This is a genomic window from Seonamhaeicola sp. MEBiC01930 (assembly GCF_045277075.1).
Taxonomy (GTDB): domain Bacteria; phylum Bacteroidota; class Bacteroidia; order Flavobacteriales; family Flavobacteriaceae; genus Seonamhaeicola.
In genome coordinates, this window is the sequence record NZ_CP104270.1 from 1,686,752 (window position 1) to 1,703,293 (window position 16,542).

A 16,542-nucleotide genomic window follows, 5' to 3' on the forward strand; every position below is an offset into this window, starting at 1 on the left:
CTAAATATTATAAAACCACCTTTAACTAAAGGTGGTTTTTTTTCCTCTTATTCCAATATTTTTATGAATGTTATGAAAAGGTATTTTTTATTTTTTATTACAATATTATTTATAAATTGTAGCTCTGGTGGAGATGACACACCAGCTCCCACCCCAGAACCAGAACCAAATGGAGTGTCGATAGCAGTAAATGATTCTTTCTCTACAGTTGAGGATACAGAAGTCACTATTCAAAATTTATTATCCAATGATACTGTCTTGGATAACGCTAGAGTTACATCTATTGACTTGACCAGTACTGAAGGGGGAACCATTGAAGATAATCGAAATAATACGTATACCTACACTCCAAAAGAGGGTTTTGTGGGTACGGATACATTTGAATATACTATTTGTGATAATGATACACCTGCAGATTGCTCTACAGCTACGGTATCTGTAAACATAGTGGATGAAGGAGCTCCTATGGCTGTAAATGATGCTGTAAATGTTGCTGAAAATAGCACAAGAATTATTTCTAACTTGTTAGAAAATGATTCTGCTATTGATGATGCTGTATTAACTTCAATTGATAATACTGGAACTCAAGGAACAGTTGTTTTAAATGTTGATGGTACCGTAAGTTATACGGCTTTGGCAGGTTTTGTTGGAAGTGATTCCTTTTCATATACCATTTGTGATGATGATGTTCCTACTAACACTTGTTCTACGGCTATTGTTAACATAAGCATTTTAAGTTCTATAAATTATAATATACCACCTGAACTTGAGACTTATTATAATGGCGTGATTTTTATAAACGATTCAGGTTTAATGCTTGAAGAATTGGAAGAAGTAACTCAAAGTAAACACACTACTATTTTATCGTACGCTCAAAGACATCAATATTTATATGATGCTGATGAAGATTTAGGGAATACCGATAACGTTATTTTAATGTATTCTAGTGAAAGTAGATATTGGGAAGAGTATACCTCAGGTAATAATTCATATTCTCCACAAACATATAATACAGAACATGTTTACCCACAATCTTTATTGGCCACAGATAATGCAGTAACTGATTTACATCATTTAAGAGTTTGTGATGAAAGTGTAAACAGTGAAAGACTAAATTATCCTTTTATAGATGGCAGTGGCACATATCAGTTAAATGGTGAAACCTGGTTTCCAGGAGACGAATGGAAGGGTGATGTTGCAAGAATGATGATGTATTTGAATATTAGATATGGAGAAATCTTTTCTAAAGTAGGCACCATAGAATTGTTTCTAAAATGGAACGTTGAAGACCCAGTGTCTACTTTTGAAGAACAACGCAATACTGTAATTTATGCTGCTCAAGGAAATAGAAATCCTTTTATTGATAACCCATATTTGGCCACTATAATTTGGGGAGGAAATGAAGCGGAGAATAAATGGGAATAAATATTCCTTAACATATAAATAAAAAACCGCTTCTTTTAAGAAGCGGTTTTTTTATTGATTAAAATCATTATTTTTGGGTTCACTTAAAAATTTAAATCATGTACGAGATTATACTTAATTTACATTCTTATTGGGCTTATTTAGTGCTTTTAATCCTGATTATAGCTGTTTTTAATGCTATTATTAAATCTACAGGAGGTAAAGAGTATAGCCCTAAAGATTTTAGAATATCATTATTCACTTTAATTGTATCTCATATTCAACTTTTAATTGGTATGATACTTTACTTTGTTTCTCCAAGATTTGAGTTGTGGAGTGAATTAGGAGGTGGTGTAATGAGCAATAGTTTAGCACGTTTATATTTAGTTGAGCACCCCTTTGTGAATATTTTGGCTATTGCATTAATAACTATTGGCTATTCTAAACACAAAAAGAAACTAACTTCTAAAGCTAAATTGAAAACAATTGCGGTTTTCTATTCTATTGCATTAGTATTCTTTTTATCTAGAATCCCGTGGAGTACTTGGATGGGATAAGATTTTATTTTTCCAATTCTTTTATAAGGTATAAATAAACGGGATAATGATCACTAAAGCCATTTGTAAAGTTGCCATTTGAAAAACTTCTAAATGGGTAACCTTTGTATTTGCCTTTGTTGTGAGTTAAATAATGGGCGTTAAAAATACCTGCTTTATAATACTTAAGTGAATAGGTGTCTTTTTTTAGTAATGGTTTTGTAATCATAATTTGGTCAAATAAGTACCAAACATCTCTGTAGGCCGTGGTACCTAATCCGTTTTTATAGAATGTAGTAAATGGATTATAGATACCTTTCATTCCTATTTCGTTTTTGTTTTCTTTTGCATTCAAAACATTCTTTACACTAGTATTTGTGGGGTTATCGTTTAAATCCCCCATTATAATTACTTTAGAATAGGGGTCAACTGATTGCAATGAATCAATAATTCGTTTACTAACTTTAGCTGCAGCAACTCGTTTAGGGTTACTTCTTGCTTGTCCTCCTCTTCTTGAAGGCCAATGATTTACAATTAAATGAATTAATTCACCTTCAAGCTTTCCGCTAACTAATAATTGGTCCCTTGTATAAACCCTTGATTGATCTTGATCGTCATAAATTTTTAACCCATGAGTACTAGAGTTTAGTGGTGTAAATATTTTTTTCTGATACAAAAGAGCAACGTCTATTCCTCTTGCATCGGGAGCATCATAGTGAATAATACCGTAATCTTTGTCAATCAATAAAGAGTCATTAACAAGGTCTTCTAAAACCATTTTGTTTTCAATTTCACAAACACCAATGATGCTTGGAGAATTGTTATTGGTTTCTTTACCAATATCAGCAAGAACTCTTGCCATATTATTTATTTTTTTTCTATAAACCACATCTCTATTGGTCTTAATCTCCATCATGGGACTGTATTCATCAAGCTTTGTTGGGTCGTTTATAGTGTCAAATAAATTTTCTAAATTATAGAAGGCTACCGTATGAATTTTAAATTTCTTATCCTGCGAATATGAAGTTAAACATAGGGTTAATATCAATATAGAGACACGTATTTGTAATATGCTCATTTTAAGAAAATATATAAGTTACCTTTTAAATACAAAAGTTAGACCAAAGTTAAACCAATATAATAAATAGGGCTGATTTTTAACTTTATCTTAGAATAAGTTACTTTTCTTATATTTATGTGTCTAATTATTAGTATGAATAAAACACTACTTTTATTTTTTTTCGGATTGTTTTCAGTTTACGTTTTTTCGCAAGAAACAATTATCAAAGGTAGTGTGAAAGAATCTTTGTCATTTCAGCCTATTGAAGGTGTTTTAGTAGTGATAGAAAATTCTAATTTAAGGGCACTGACCAATGAATTGGGAGCGTTTGAATTTATCGCAGGTATTCCATTTGGAGAACAAATTTTAACCATTTCAAAAACGGGTTACGGAGTAAAACGTTTTCCAATTGTTGTAAACGAAGGAAAGACAGTTAACATATCTGACATGACTTTGGAAAGGGACGTGTCTGAAACAGAGGATTTATTCACCATCACCCTGTCCGATGACGAACTGAATGATGATACGAGTGGAGCAGATAATATTTCAGGATTATTAGCATCTTCACTCGATGTATTTCAAAGAACAGCGGCGTTTGAGTTTAGCTCGTCTTTTTTCAGAATACGCGGACTAGATTCTAATAATGGTGCCATTTTATTAAATGGTATTGAGATGAATAAAGTTTACAACGGAAGGCCACAATGGAGTAATTGGGGTGGGATTAATGATGTTTTAAGAAACCAAGAATTGTCACTTGGGTTTTCACCTTCAAGCTACGCATTTGGAGGTGTTTTAGGTAGTACAAACATTAATGTTAGAGCTTCAGAAGCAAGACCTGGTGGACGGATAACATATTCTTCTTCAAATAGAAGTTATACTAACAGGTTGATGGCAACGTATGCCTCGGGATTGTTAAAAAATAATTGGGCATATACCTTATCTATTGGAAGACGCTGGGGAGATGAAGGCTATCAAGATGCAACGCTTTATAATTCTAATTCGTTTTTCGCTTCGGTAGAAAAGAATCTTAGTGATGCGCATAGTTTAAATCTAACAACCATTTACACACCTAATAGAAGGGGCAAATCGTCTCCAAACACCCAAGAGATTTATGATTTAAAAGATATAAAGTATAATGAGTATTGGGGATGGCAAGATGGTGAAAAACGGAACTCAAGAATTAAAGAAGTGAATGAACCCATTTTGATGTTGAATCATTATTGGGATTTAAATGATAAAACGAGTTTAAATACTAATATAGGTTATCAATTCGGAAAATTAGGGAACAGTCGTTTAGATTATAACGGAACGGATTTAATCAATGGATTCCCACAAGGAGGTGGTGCAAACCCAAGTCCAACATATTATCAAAAGTTGCCAAGTTATTTTGAAAGAAACTTTCCGAATGATTTGCAGTTTGCCTATTTGGCATTAAAAGACTTTCAAAATGATGGACAAATTAATTGGAAGGCCATGTATGATGCTAATTTAAACCATGCCCAAAACGGAGGAAATGCAATATATGCTTTATACGAAGATAGAGTTGATGATACCCAGCTTAGTATAAATTCAATATTTAATAGTAAAGTAAATGATAATTTGATTCTAAATGCTTCGGTAGGTTATAAAAACTTAAAATCCGAAAATTTTGCCCAGGTTTTAGACCTTTTAGGAGCTTCAACCTATTTAGATATTGATGGTTTTGCAACAGATATAAACGAAGCACAAAACGATTTATTAAATCCAAACAGATTGGTTAAAGAAGGGGATAAATTTAAATATCATTACAATGTATTAGCTAATGAACTTAATGCTTTTGCACAAGCCGAATTCACTTATAATAAGCTAGATTTTTATGTGTCAGGAAGTGTAAGGCAAACACAATATCAAAGAGAAGGTATTTATCAAAATGGTGGTTTTCCAGATAGTTCTTTGGGTAAAGGAGATCAATTATCGTTTACTGGTTTTGGAGCTAAAGCAGGAACAACATTGAAATTAACCGGAAAGCATGTTTTCAATGTTAATGTAGGGTTTATTTCAAGAGCACCATCAGTTCAAAATACCTTTTCCAATTCTAGGGAAAATCATAGTGTAGTTCCTAATGTCTCAGAAGAAAATATAATGTCTGTTGATGCTAGTTACATATTGCGTTCAACAATTGTTCAGGCAAAATTGACTGGATATTATACTAAAATAACAGATGCTAGTGAGATTTCTTTCTTTTTTGCAGATGGTATTGGTGGTGATAATGCGGTGTTTGTTCAGGAGATTTTACAAGGTATAGATAAAAAACATTTAGGCGTAGAACTTGGTGTTGAAGCACAAGTAACATCCAGCATAAAATTAAAAGGAGCCGCTTCGGTTGGTCAATTTACCTATGATAATAATCCTAATTTGTACCTTTCAACAGAACCAGACCAAGAATCTGTAGATGCTGGATTTGTTAATGGTTTTAAAGACTTTGGTCAATCGCAATTAAAAGATTATAAGTTGGCTTCTGGCCCGCAGAGGGCGTATTCTGTTGGTTTTGAATATCGAGATCCAGAGTACTGGTGGTTTGGAGCTACCGCTAATTTTTTCTCAAATACTTATGTTGATGTTAGTCCGTTAACTAGATCTTCAAATTTTAATACTGATTTTGATGGTAATGTATTTAATGATTATGACCAAGATTTAGCAAGGGCATTACTAAGGCAAGAAAGGTTTGATGATTATATGGTAATTAATTTGGTAGGAGGTAAATCTTGGAAAGTTGGTAAGTATTATATCGGTCTATTTACAAGTATTAATAACCTTTTGGATGAAGTTTATAAAACTGGTGGTTTTGAACAGGGGCGAAATGCTAATTATAGAGAGTTAAGAGATGATAAAGCATTAGACACACCGGTGTTTGGACCAAAATATTGGTATGGAAGAGGAACCACCTATTTCCTAAACCTTAATCTTAGATTTTAAAAAGATGAAAAAGATTGAAAATATTATAATGGTACTGGTCTTCACGAATATCTTACTATTTGTGAATTCATGCGTTAAAGATGATGATTATGGTATTCCTGATATATCAGTTTCTGAACCAGAAATTCCTCAAAATCAAATAACAACATTTAAGGCTATAAAGTCTTTATATGAACAAGCTGTTATTGGCGGAAATACAACAGTTGTGATTGAAGATGATGCTTATCTTGAAGGGTATGTAATCTCTTCTGATAAAGCTGGAAACTTTTTTGAAGAATTAATAATTCAGAATAAAATTGATGCTAGTAACCCAGATAACGACCCAAGACTTGGGTTTAAAATAGACATCAACAAGAGTAACTTGTCAGATACTTATCAATTTGGACAAAAGGTTTTTGTTAAATTAAATGGATTAACCATTGGGGAAACAAGCGGCGTAATAACAATTGGTAAAGGAGATGCTGCAAGTGTAAAACAAATTCAAGCAGCTGAATATAAAGATATTGTTCTTCGGAGTACTGAAATAGCTGAAATTCAACCTAAGACTGTCAGTTTAGAAAATTTAACAGAAGCCGATGAAAATACCCTAATTCAGTTAGACAATATGCAATTGAATAGATTTGAATTGGGTGCAACATTTGCTAGTGAATCTTTTGATGAATTTGATGGCTTGCGATTGTTGGAAAGTTGTGATTCTGGCATTCAAATGATAATGCAAACCAGTACATTTTCAGATTTTAAGTCGCTAATAGTTCCTGAAGGAAAAGGAAGTGTGGTTGGAGTTTTTAGTAGAGATTTTAGAGATGATTTTAGCGTGATTTTACCCTTAAATTCAGCTAGTGTAAACTTTGATAGTTCTGATAGGTGTGACCCTTTAGAGCTTTCGTGCGGATTAGCATCAACTTTTGGTTCTGAGAATTTGTTTTATGAAGATTTTGAGTCTCAATCTAATAATAGACAAATTTCTATTTCGGGTTGGACTAACTACGTAGAAGAAGGCTCTGAAGGATGGGAAGGTTACTCGTCAAGCTCATCAAACGCTTCATTGGGACGTTCTGCCAGAGTACAAATAGCAAGTTCAGGAGACATAAAAAATGTTGCTTGGTTAATTACACCAGCTATTGATTTAAACTCTTATAGCAATATTACTCTTCGCTTTAAAACCTCTAATAGTCTAGCAGATAGTAGTTTTATGGAAGTATTGTATTCTTTAGATTGGGATGGTACGGAAGCTAATTTAACAGCTGCAACTTGGGGTGTATTGTCTGATGCTTATGTAGTTAAAGATTCCGATTCTTTCGCATCATGGTTTAATTCCGGTAATGTGAATTTATCCTGTGCCACCGGAACTATGCACATAGCTTTTAAATACACAGGAGGTGGATTGGAGGCTTTTGATGGTATTTATGAATTGGATGAGATTAGTGTGGATTATGAATTATAACGCTTATATATCTTATGTTACGTCTTAAAAAGGGTTAGTTGTTATATACTAAAATACGGTAGGTTATTTAGAAAGTGTTAAATTCGTAGAATGACCGTTTTCGACCATTATTTTTATTCCATATTTTCTTTTTATAAAAAACGCTTTAGGCAGAAAGCAAATACCATTGCTATAGGTTATGTTTCTATACTTCAAATAAGTTTAATATTTCTGTTGGGATGTTTTTTTGCCGCATTCTTTAATCAAATGAATGTCAATACTATGTCAAGTACAAAGGCATGGACATTATTTGGAATAGTTTCTGTCGGTATCTATTTCAAAAACTGGCTTCAATATACTGGTAGAAAAAGAATTATGATTAATTCTAAAATGGTTAAAAAAAATAAATCTCAATCAAATGTTTGGTTACTTTGGTTATTACCAGTTGCCATCCTTTTTTTAGCCTATATTTTATTTCAAGCGGTTTAATTATCTTTTAAAAACCGCATAAACCGGAAAGTGGTCACTATAACCACCTTTATACTTTTTACCAGCATAAGTTCTAAAAGGAGCCCCTTTAAATCTACCATTAAAAGTCTTTAAAAAATCTTCGTCAAAGATGTTGGCATTGTAGTATTCAAATTCGTCTTTTGAACTCTTAAAGAAGTTAGAAATAAAAAAGTCTAATCAAATATACTCCTATTATTGGTTTTGTTGAAATAAGTTTATTCATTTAATATAGCTTTTATCTTTTCAAAATCATTATGAACAATGCCTGCTTTTTCTAAATCAGCAATGTCTTTTAAAAATGTTTCACGATAAGTGGCTTTGCCACGAGGAGTGTCTTTATATTTTAAATATATTTCTTTTGCTTGATCATATTGATCCAATAACAAAAATGCTAAAGCCAAATTTGTGTTAATCCAATCTTCATTTGGGGAGAGTTCCAAACCTTTTAAAGCACTTATTTTTGCTAAACCAAAGTCCTTATTCAACAAGGCGTACCAAGCTAAACTTCCATGTTTCCTCCCCAAATCCATTTTTGCTTTTTTAAATTCAGGGTATTTCTGTGTAAATTTTAAAATTTCCTTTACAATGTGTTTTTGCAGTAAAAACTTTTCTTCCTGGTTTTTAGAAGCCTTAATCTTTTCTTCATAATCAGACACAATCTTCATAGTCTTTGGATATTCAAGAATATCATCACTAACAGAGTTAATAATATTTTTTTGTTCCAAAACATCTTTTGATATTTTTTCCATTTTTAAATTATCATATGGGTAGTTCTCAATTACTTTTTCTGCTCCACCCACATAATTCATTGCTTTTTTTAGATATTCAATTTTATTAGTTTTACTAAAGAATAAATTATTCAATTTTGCCATGATTACATAATTTTCTGCTAATCTGATGGCATATAAAAATTGATTTTCTTGATATAAAACTTCGTACTTATTTAGGCCCTTTTTTAAATAATCTAACCCGTCCATATTTTTTTTGAAAAAGACAAGAACTTTTCCTAAAAGAATTAGGGCTTCTGGCTCAATAGGCTTTAAGTAAATGGGTATAGGGGCTTTACCTTTCTTGTCAAAATAGTTTAATATTTCTTTTGTGTAAGTCTCTACACCTTGAATGTCTAAATTCACACCAGAAATGAAAACCATTAGCATTTTGGCAGGAATAACTTTATCTTCTCCCATTACATTAAACCTCTTAGATTCATTGAAAAAATGCAAGCACTCAGTAACATATTTCTTGGCATTTTTTAAATCTTTGTTGTCAAAATAAATTTGAGCACGAGCAAGATCTATCATAAAATATTTTTCATATTCAAAGGCATAATTGTCATTTTTTAATTTATGACTTTTATAAAATCCCTCCGCTTGATCTAGGAGCTCTAGAGCTTTTGAAGTATTTCCTTTAAGTCTATAACAATACGAAAGCGCTCTGGATAAATCGCCTTTTACATTAAAAAAGTATTGGTATTGGTCTAGAACTTCCCAAGCTTTATTTAAGGTAGATAGCTCCTTATCAAAGTAATTAATTGATTCATATAATTTGGCTATTCGTTGGTAATTTTCTATCTGTTGAATTTTTTCTAATTTATTATTACTAATAATTAAGTTAATAGTATCCAATTGTCCAATAGCTTCAAGAATCTTGTACTCGGTAGCAAAACTATTGGCTTTTGTACGGATTTCTTCTATTCTTGAATTAATTACACTGCCACCTTGATTTGCCTCTTTAAAGGCCGCCATGGTACTTAATTCTTTCCTGGCCTCTTTTATGGATTTACCTGCTCTTAGTTTGTTTAAAAAACGAATTGTCCTGGGGGATGCGCCGTCTCTATTGATTCTTGCAATGTTCTGGGCATCTAAATAAATTGATGCTGAATCATTGAGTTTCTCGTAATTTTCTATAAGTTTATTAAGCTTTATAATTGAATCCTGTGAAATTCCATGCTCTTTTCTAATGGTTCTAAACCTTGCTTTGATTTCTTTTAATTCTTTTTCAGCTTCACTAGTGATTATTTTATAATACCTGCGGGTCTCTCTGTCTAGATTTCCTTTTGGGCATATAATTAGATATATAGAGTCTCTTATACCATTTGGAATTGATATATATCTTAAATCATGTTTATTGACTAGTTCAACCTCTTGCCCGTTTATATCTATGCCAATATTGTTTGTGCCAATGGAAATATTCGCCTTTTCGTCTACATGGTTAGCGATGAAATCTAAAGTAAAATCGCCTTCTGAAGTTGAGACCGTTTCATTAGCATGATTAGCCTTTACCTTAACTTTTTCAGCTGGCATATAGCCGCTATGTTGGTAGTAAATCTTCCCATTTATAATACTTTGAGAAGAAATTTGATTAATAAATAAAATGAACAATGAATATTTTAAAAGTGTTTTCATCTAGTCATCTTTTGGTATTAGTCCTATTGGTGAAAAGGTAGACTGAGGATAATATTTGGTAGAATATGGGTTTGGCACAAAACCGTCTTTACGAATATCAATACGATAAAACAATTTCCTTTTTTCTAATGGTATTTTTATTCTAAAAACACCATTACTATCTGTTTTAGTCAATAAATCCCCATCCATTCTTATTTCTGCATCACTAATAGGGGCACCTCCCTTTTGATTAAAAATTTCGCCTTCAATTAAAGCTAAAGATTCGTTTGGTTCAATATAAATTAGCATGGCATCTTTACTTATTGTCAAACTGTCATTAGACAATTTCCAAAATTCATCTATAAGTTTTGCTTTAAATTTTTCACCTTTTAGGGAAGCTTCTAAATTTGTAAAAACCACTTTATGGTTACTGTTAACTTCTTCATGTAAAATCTCACCATTTACATAAAGTTTTAGAGAAGGCCTTTTGTTTTCACCAAGACTTGGGTATAAAACATTTGTATTTAAGTCTTTTTTTGTTTCAAGTGTAATTGACGAGGTAAAAGGTAAATAAAGTATGTACGCAAATAAACTTCCAATTAAAACAAACGCCCCAATTAATAAGGAAATGATGTATACCTTGTTTTTGGAAAAGTAGCTAGAATCAATTTCTGCCAATATTTTATAAAAAACACTTTTGAGGTCATCAAATTCTTTTGAAAGTGCTGTAAAATGGTCATCAATTCTAGTTTCAAATTCTGGTAATAATTCATCAGTGTTTTTAGCCTCAATTTCTAACTTAGCCTCTTTTAAAACTTCTGATATTCTTTCTTGGTCAAATGATTTTTTTTCGGAGTCAATATTTTGAAGTATCTCTTTGTTTTGTTCTAATAGAAAATCCATCTTGGAATCTAAGGATTGATATACACTTCTTTGATAAGCTATTAAGGCATTTCTGTTTTCGCCTTTCTTCAAAAGTTCACCGAAGCACAACTGCATCATATCATTGAACTCTTCCTTAAAAAAGCTTCCATAGTTATGATTTGCATTAATTACAGGAAATTCATTTGTTGGAATCTCAAACTTGTTAACCAAATGTTCTTTTGTCTTTGGGTTTTCGATTTCTTTGTAAAAAGAATCTGCCTCATTCATGAGTTTATATTCCAAGGTTTTCACTTCTTTAAGGAGGCTTTTTGTGAAAAGCTGGAGTTCTTTTAATTGACTTTTTTCTAAATAAACTCTTTCTTTATAAATGAATTCAATGTTTTTTACACTCCATTCTACAGCCTTTACAATTATTTTTTTGATGTCATGATTTAAGTCGGCAGGATTATTTTCATTGAATATGTTTTGGATTTTTTTATAATCTAACCCTTGGATAAAGTTTCCAGCCATTCCGCTGGTAATATTGTTAAATAAAGAAAGTGCAACATTGGAGCTTCCTTGAGTTACTAGAGCTAACCCTCCTGTAATGGCAAAACCCGCAATTTTTTTTAGTAAATTGTTGTTTTCTGACATGAAAAGTTATTAAATAATTTTGCTTAAATTCTATAGTAAAAATTCACCTCGTTTAAAATTAGTTTTTTTTGCTCTATTTAAGAAGTCTATAAAGTTAAATTTTCAGTCTTGCTAAACTCGCTCCAATCACCTCTTAAAAACCGCATAAACCGGAAAGTGGTCGCTATAACCACCTTTATACTTTTTACCAGCATAAGTTCTAAAAGGAGCCCCTTTAAATCTACCATTAAAAGTCTTTAAAAAATCTTCGTCAAAAATATTGGCGCTATAGTATTCAAATTCATCTTTTGAGCTTTTAAAAAAATTAGATGAAATAATGGTTTGGTCAAATAAACTCCATTGTTTAAACCTGCTAACGGTACCTCTATTGTATGAACGAAGCGTTTCAAAAGGATTATATAGTCCAAAATTTTCAACTAACTTAACAATACTATTATTGTGTGGTTCATCGTTAAAATCACCAATCACTATAATTTTGGCATTATCATTTTCGTCCTGTAAAGAAGTTATAATTTCCGCCACCTTATCAGAGGAAGCTAATCGTTTAAATTCCGTTTCTTTGGTTCCTTCTCTTCTTGAAGACCAGTGGTTAACAATAACATGAATAAATTCGCCATCAAGCATACCACTTACCAATAATACATCTCGTGTGTAATCTGGTGAACCATCTTCATCGGTTAAATGAACGGTAAAAGGTTCTGAATTAGTAACTTTAAAAGCTTTTTTATCATATATCAAGGCAACGTCAATTCCGCGTTCATCTGGAGATTCATAATGTACGTAGTCATAATCCAGGTTGTCTAAATGTTTTGAGTCTAGAAGGTCTTCAATAACCTTTGCATTTTCCACTTCAGCTAAACCAACAATAGCAGGATGTTTTCCTGTTTCTTTTCTGCCAATGTTTGAAATGGCAAATCCAATTTTTCTTAATTTATTTTTATAGCGTTTGGGAGTCCATTTTTTAACCGAGGTAGGTAAAAAGTCATAGTCATTTGTATGTTTGTCTTTAGAAATATCAAACAAGTTTTCTACATTGTAAAATGCAACAGTTTGCATGTTTTCCTGAACAGGGATATCCCCAAATAAATCGCTCATAGGTTAATTTTTCGCATTAAAAATATAAAAATTAAAATGGATGCAATTACGTAACTTTGTGCATTATTAAGATTTATGATAGAAAAGAAAAACATAGCTTTAGAGAAAGCTGTTTTAATTGGAATTATTACGAAAGACCAAGATGAAATCCAGTCTAAAGAATATTTAGATGAGTTGGAGTTCTTAACTTATACAGCTGGAGGTGAAGTGGTAGCACGTTTTACACAGAAAATGGATATGCCTAACCCTAAAACCTTTATTGGGTCTGGTAAAATGGAGGATGTTCGCCGGTTTATTGAAGAAAATAAAGTAGGTACAGCCATTTTTGATGATGAGTTATCTGCGGCACAAGAACGTAATATTAGTAAGATTCTTGATGTAAAAGTTTTAGATAGAACTAATCTTATCCTTGATATTTTTGCCCAACGTGCCCAAACTAGTTATGCTAGAACTCAAGTAGAATTGGCACAATGCGAATATTTGTTGCCAAGACTAAGAGGAATGTGGACTCACCTTGAGCGTCAAAAAGGGGGTATTGGAATGCGTGGTCCTGGTGAAACAGAAATTGAGACAGATAGGCGTATTGTACGAGATAAAATAGCTTTACTTAAAGCCAAAATTAAGACCATAGACAAGCAAATGGCTGTGCAGCGTGGTAACCGTGGTAAAATGGTTCGTGTTGCGTTGGTAGGATACACCAATGTTGGTAAATCAACCTTAATGAATGTGGTGAGTAAAAGTGAGGTGTTTGCTGAAAATAAGTTGTTTGCTACACTTGATACTACCGTTAGAAAGGTAGTGATTCAGAATTTACCATTTCTGTTAAGTGATACCGTAGGTTTTATTAGAAAGTTACCTACTCAATTGGTAGACAGTTTTAAAAGTACTTTGGACGAGGTTAGAGAAGCTGATTTATTATTGCATGTTGTTGATATTTCACACCCTAATTTTGAGGAGCATATTGATTCTGTAAATAAAATTTTAGGGGAAATTAAGAGTGGTGATAAGCCAACTATTATGGTGTTTAATAAGATTGATGCTTATAAATCAGAACCATTAGATGAGGATAATTTGGATACTGAAAAAACCAAGGCTAATTACAGTTTAGAGGAGTGGAAAAATACTTGGATGAGTAAAATTGGAAACAATGCCTTATTTATTTCAGCTATCAATAAAAGTAATTTGGAAGACTTTAAAAAACGTGTTTATGATGAGGTAAGAGAAATTCATATCACCCGTTTTCCATATAATCATTTTCTATATCCTGATTATAATTATGAGGATATGAAGTAATAAAAAAGGCATCATAAAAGATGCCTTTTTTATTTATTATAATAGATTCAACTTAGAACTTATAGCTTAAACCGAAAGTCCAGTAGGTTTGTAAATCATTATCTACGTCGTCAAATCCAGTTGCGGTTGCTGGATCTTGAGCTAATGCGTAGTTTAATGCTTCCTGTTTGTTATTACGTAAGCCAAAATCAAAACCAACACCAATCATTTTCCAAAGGGTATAACCAAAGGAATTAGTCCATGTCCAGTTAGAGTAGTCACCACTCTTATAACTTTGGAATGAAGACAAGTTTGTTTTAAAATTTATAGCTCCAATCTGTCTAGTATAATCAGCCACTATTTTAGCTCCTAAAGATGATTCAAAAACGGTATCTCCACTACTAAAAATAAAATTGTAGTTTAATGGATGGATAACAACAACCAAGTTTTTAGCTGGTGTCCATGTTCCACCAATACCTAAATCTAGATAACCAGGATCATTAAAATTATTTAATAATGTAGTTCTATACTCACCCATTCCAGAGATGGCAAATTTCTCACTAACTTTTCTACCATAAAGTGAAGAGATATTGAAAACGTCAGTAGTAGGTTCAAAACTATCATTATCAGTATCTATATCTTTATTATCTAACTTTACCCAATTAAGGTTTGTGGTTAAGGCATTTCTCCAAAAGAATTTATCTTCAATTAAATTAGCATAGGCATTAACAGTAAAGCCAATGTTTCCTGAGTTATTGTTAGGAGCACCTTGGGCATACCAATTGCTGAAGTTAGATAAACTTCCGCCAATAGTACCAAAAGCACCTGTTCTCCAACCCGGAAGTGCGTCTATTTGAGCTTGCAAAGCATTAGCTTCGGCTTGAGCGGCATTTGCTGCTGCTTGTTTTTCAGCTTTTTTTGCTTGTAATTCTTCTTTAGTTTGTGCGTTTATAGAAAAAATTCCAATAAACAGAAAGCATAATAGTAATACTCTTTTCATTTTAAATTTGAGTTTTATTAAAGTTATTGCAAATATAAAGTTTAGACCCTTTTTTTTATTTAGGTCACAGGAAATTATTTGTTTTTATAAAGCGGAACAGAAGAGCAAGCTTCACCATACATTATTGATTTAGCTATAGGTTTCAGCTTATTTGTAAGCATAATATAAGCGTTTTGTGGTACAGGTTTGTTAGAACACCCTTTTATAATGATAGGTTTGTCTTGAAATTCATCAATAGCTAAATCATTTATGATGTCTTGATAAACAGAGGTTTCTATCGTTTCTAAATTACCAATAACAATTTTTTTAGCATAAGGTTCTAAGTGAACAGTTAATAGCATATACGCCCACCCAGGAATAATGGCGTCTGTACTGCAAGTTAAAGCCACATAACTGTCTTGGTATTTAGACCAATCAAATTCAGAAACATGCTCTCTAAAATCTTTTTCACGTAATACAAAACCTTCAAATAACCAGTCTTTAATATCAAATAATACCCGATTACCCTCAGGATAAAAATCCTCTAGATCTAGTGTAACTAATTTGCTGTTCGCTACGCGATTTACGATTTTATCTGGCATTTTTATAGTAGATTATGGATTCCTGCCTCGGCAGGAATTAAAACATTAGATTAAAGCATCCCTAATTCCAGTTTTGCCTCCTCACTCATTAAGTCTTGAGACCATGGTGGGTCAAATGTAATTTCAACCTCGGCATTTTTTACATCATCTAGTGATTTAACTTTTTCTTCAACTTCTAAAGGTAGTGTTTCTGCAACTGGACAATTAGGTGTGGTTAAGGTCATTAAGATTTTAACATCGTAATCTTCGTTTACAAACACATCATAAATTAAACCTAATTCATAAATGTCTACAGGAATTTCAGGGTCGTAAATGGATTTTAAAACATTCACTATTTTTTCGCCTAATTCGGCTGTGTCTATTGTTGTTTCACTCATAATTAATTTAATTGAGTTTGATACGCTATAGCGTACATTTTTAACTGTTTTACCATACTTACTAAACCATTGGCTCGCGTAGGCGAAAGATGCTCTTTTAAACCAATTTTATCTATAAAACTTGTGTCTGCATCTATAATATCTTTTGGATGCTGGTTTGAAAAAGCTCTTATTAAAATAGCAATAATACCTTTTGTGATAATAGCATCACTATCGGCAGTAAATTCTAATTTATCATCTATCATTTCTGCATGAACCCATACTTTACTTTGGCAACCTTTAATAATGTTACTGTCAGTTTTATATTGGTCGTGAATAAGGGGTAATTCTTTCCCTAAATCTATCATGTATTGGTAACGCTCTTCCCAATCTTCAAACATTGAGAATTCGTCAATTATTTCGTTTTGAATGTCTTCAATCGTCACAA

At 32.2% G+C, this 16,542-nt stretch carries 15 protein-coding genes; 6 read left to right on the plus strand and 9 right to left on the minus strand.

The genetic code is table 11. The features are described 5' to 3' along the window. Positions 1–72: 72 nt before the first annotated feature. Positions 73–1,425, plus strand: a complete 1,353-nt coding sequence (locus tag N1F78_RS07310) for an endonuclease (RefSeq protein ID WP_406685519.1) — start codon at positions 73–75, stop codon at positions 1,423–1,425. A 98-nt stretch (positions 1,426–1,523) separates the two neighbouring features. Continuing rightward, on the plus strand, positions 1,524–1,961 hold the full coding sequence (locus N1F78_RS07315) for a hypothetical protein (RefSeq protein ID WP_406685520.1): 438 nt from the start codon (positions 1,524–1,526) through the stop codon (positions 1,959–1,961). A 4-nt stretch (positions 1,962–1,965) separates the two neighbouring features. On the opposite strand, the gene N1F78_RS07320 is transcribed toward N1F78_RS07315, so the two are convergent. Beyond that, the gene (locus N1F78_RS07320; RefSeq protein WP_406685521.1) at positions 1,966–3,018 is read right to left on the minus strand and encodes an endonuclease/exonuclease/phosphatase family protein; all 1,053 of its coding nucleotides are present in this window, start codon (positions 3,016–3,018) and stop codon (positions 1,966–1,968) included. Between the two features lie 135 nt (positions 3,019–3,153). Here N1F78_RS07320 and N1F78_RS07325 point away from each other — a divergent pair, with 135 nt between their 5' ends. The 3 genes from N1F78_RS07325 to N1F78_RS07335 all read left to right on the plus strand — a co-directional run bounded on the left by N1F78_RS07325 (position 3,154) and on the right by N1F78_RS07335 (position 7,867). Further along, positions 3,154–5,955, plus strand: coding sequence for a carboxypeptidase-like regulatory domain-containing protein (locus N1F78_RS07325; protein ID WP_406685522.1), 2,802 nt, complete (start codon positions 3,154–3,156; stop codon positions 5,953–5,955). A gap of 4 nt (positions 5,956–5,959) precedes the next feature. Next, complete coding sequence (locus N1F78_RS07330; RefSeq protein WP_406685523.1) at positions 5,960–7,399, plus strand: DUF5689 domain-containing protein; 1,440 nt, start codon at positions 5,960–5,962, stop codon at positions 7,397–7,399. A gap of 90 nt (positions 7,400–7,489) precedes the next feature. Further along, positions 7,490–7,867, plus strand: a complete 378-nt coding sequence (locus N1F78_RS07335) for a hypothetical protein (protein WP_406685524.1) — start codon at positions 7,490–7,492, stop codon at positions 7,865–7,867. On the opposite strand, the gene N1F78_RS07340 is transcribed toward N1F78_RS07335, so the two are convergent. The 4 genes from N1F78_RS07340 to N1F78_RS07355 form a co-directional block, all read right to left on the minus strand. After that, positions 7,868–8,053 (minus strand): hypothetical protein, encoded by a 186-nt coding sequence (locus N1F78_RS07340; protein WP_406685677.1) that lies wholly within the window; start codon positions 8,051–8,053, stop codon positions 7,868–7,870. 50 nt (positions 8,054–8,103) lie between these two features. Continuing rightward, a complete protein-coding gene (locus tag N1F78_RS07345) occupies positions 8,104–10,293 on the minus strand; it encodes a tetratricopeptide repeat protein (RefSeq protein ID WP_406685525.1) in 2,190 nt (729 codons plus the stop codon). Beyond that, the gene (locus N1F78_RS07350) at positions 10,294–11,790 is read right to left on the minus strand and encodes a hypothetical protein (RefSeq protein ID WP_406685526.1); all 1,497 of its coding nucleotides are present in this window, start codon (positions 11,788–11,790) and stop codon (positions 10,294–10,296) included. It lies immediately after the preceding gene. Positions 11,791–11,916: 126 nt separating this feature from the next. Then, positions 11,917–12,885, minus strand: coding sequence for an endonuclease (locus N1F78_RS07355; RefSeq protein WP_406685527.1), 969 nt, complete (start codon positions 12,883–12,885; stop codon positions 11,917–11,919). 75 nt (positions 12,886–12,960) lie between these two features. Here N1F78_RS07355 and hflX point away from each other — a divergent pair, with 75 nt between their 5' ends. Continuing rightward, on the plus strand, positions 12,961–14,178 hold the full coding sequence (hflX, locus tag N1F78_RS07360; protein ID WP_406685528.1) for a GTPase HflX: 1,218 nt from the start codon (positions 12,961–12,963) through the stop codon (positions 14,176–14,178). Positions 14,179–14,230: 52 nt separating this feature from the next. On the opposite strand, the gene N1F78_RS07365 is transcribed toward hflX, so the two are convergent. From N1F78_RS07365 to N1F78_RS07380, 4 genes are all read right to left on the minus strand, one after another. After that, a complete protein-coding gene (locus N1F78_RS07365; RefSeq protein ID WP_406685529.1) occupies positions 14,231–15,157 on the minus strand; it encodes a DUF3078 domain-containing protein in 927 nt (308 codons plus the stop codon). Positions 15,158–15,231: 74 nt separating this feature from the next. Further along, a complete protein-coding gene (locus N1F78_RS07370; RefSeq protein WP_406685530.1) occupies positions 15,232–15,738 on the minus strand; it encodes a DUF2480 family protein in 507 nt (168 codons plus the stop codon). Between the two features lie 50 nt (positions 15,739–15,788). Continuing rightward, positions 15,789–16,115 (minus strand): DUF59 domain-containing protein, encoded by a 327-nt coding sequence (locus N1F78_RS07375; protein ID WP_406685531.1) that lies wholly within the window; start codon positions 16,113–16,115, stop codon positions 15,789–15,791. A gap of 2 nt (positions 16,116–16,117) precedes the next feature. Continuing rightward, on the minus strand, positions 16,118–16,540 hold the full coding sequence (locus tag N1F78_RS07380; protein ID WP_406685532.1) for a SufE family protein: 423 nt from the start codon (positions 16,538–16,540) through the stop codon (positions 16,118–16,120). Positions 16,541–16,542: the final 2 nt, after the last annotated feature.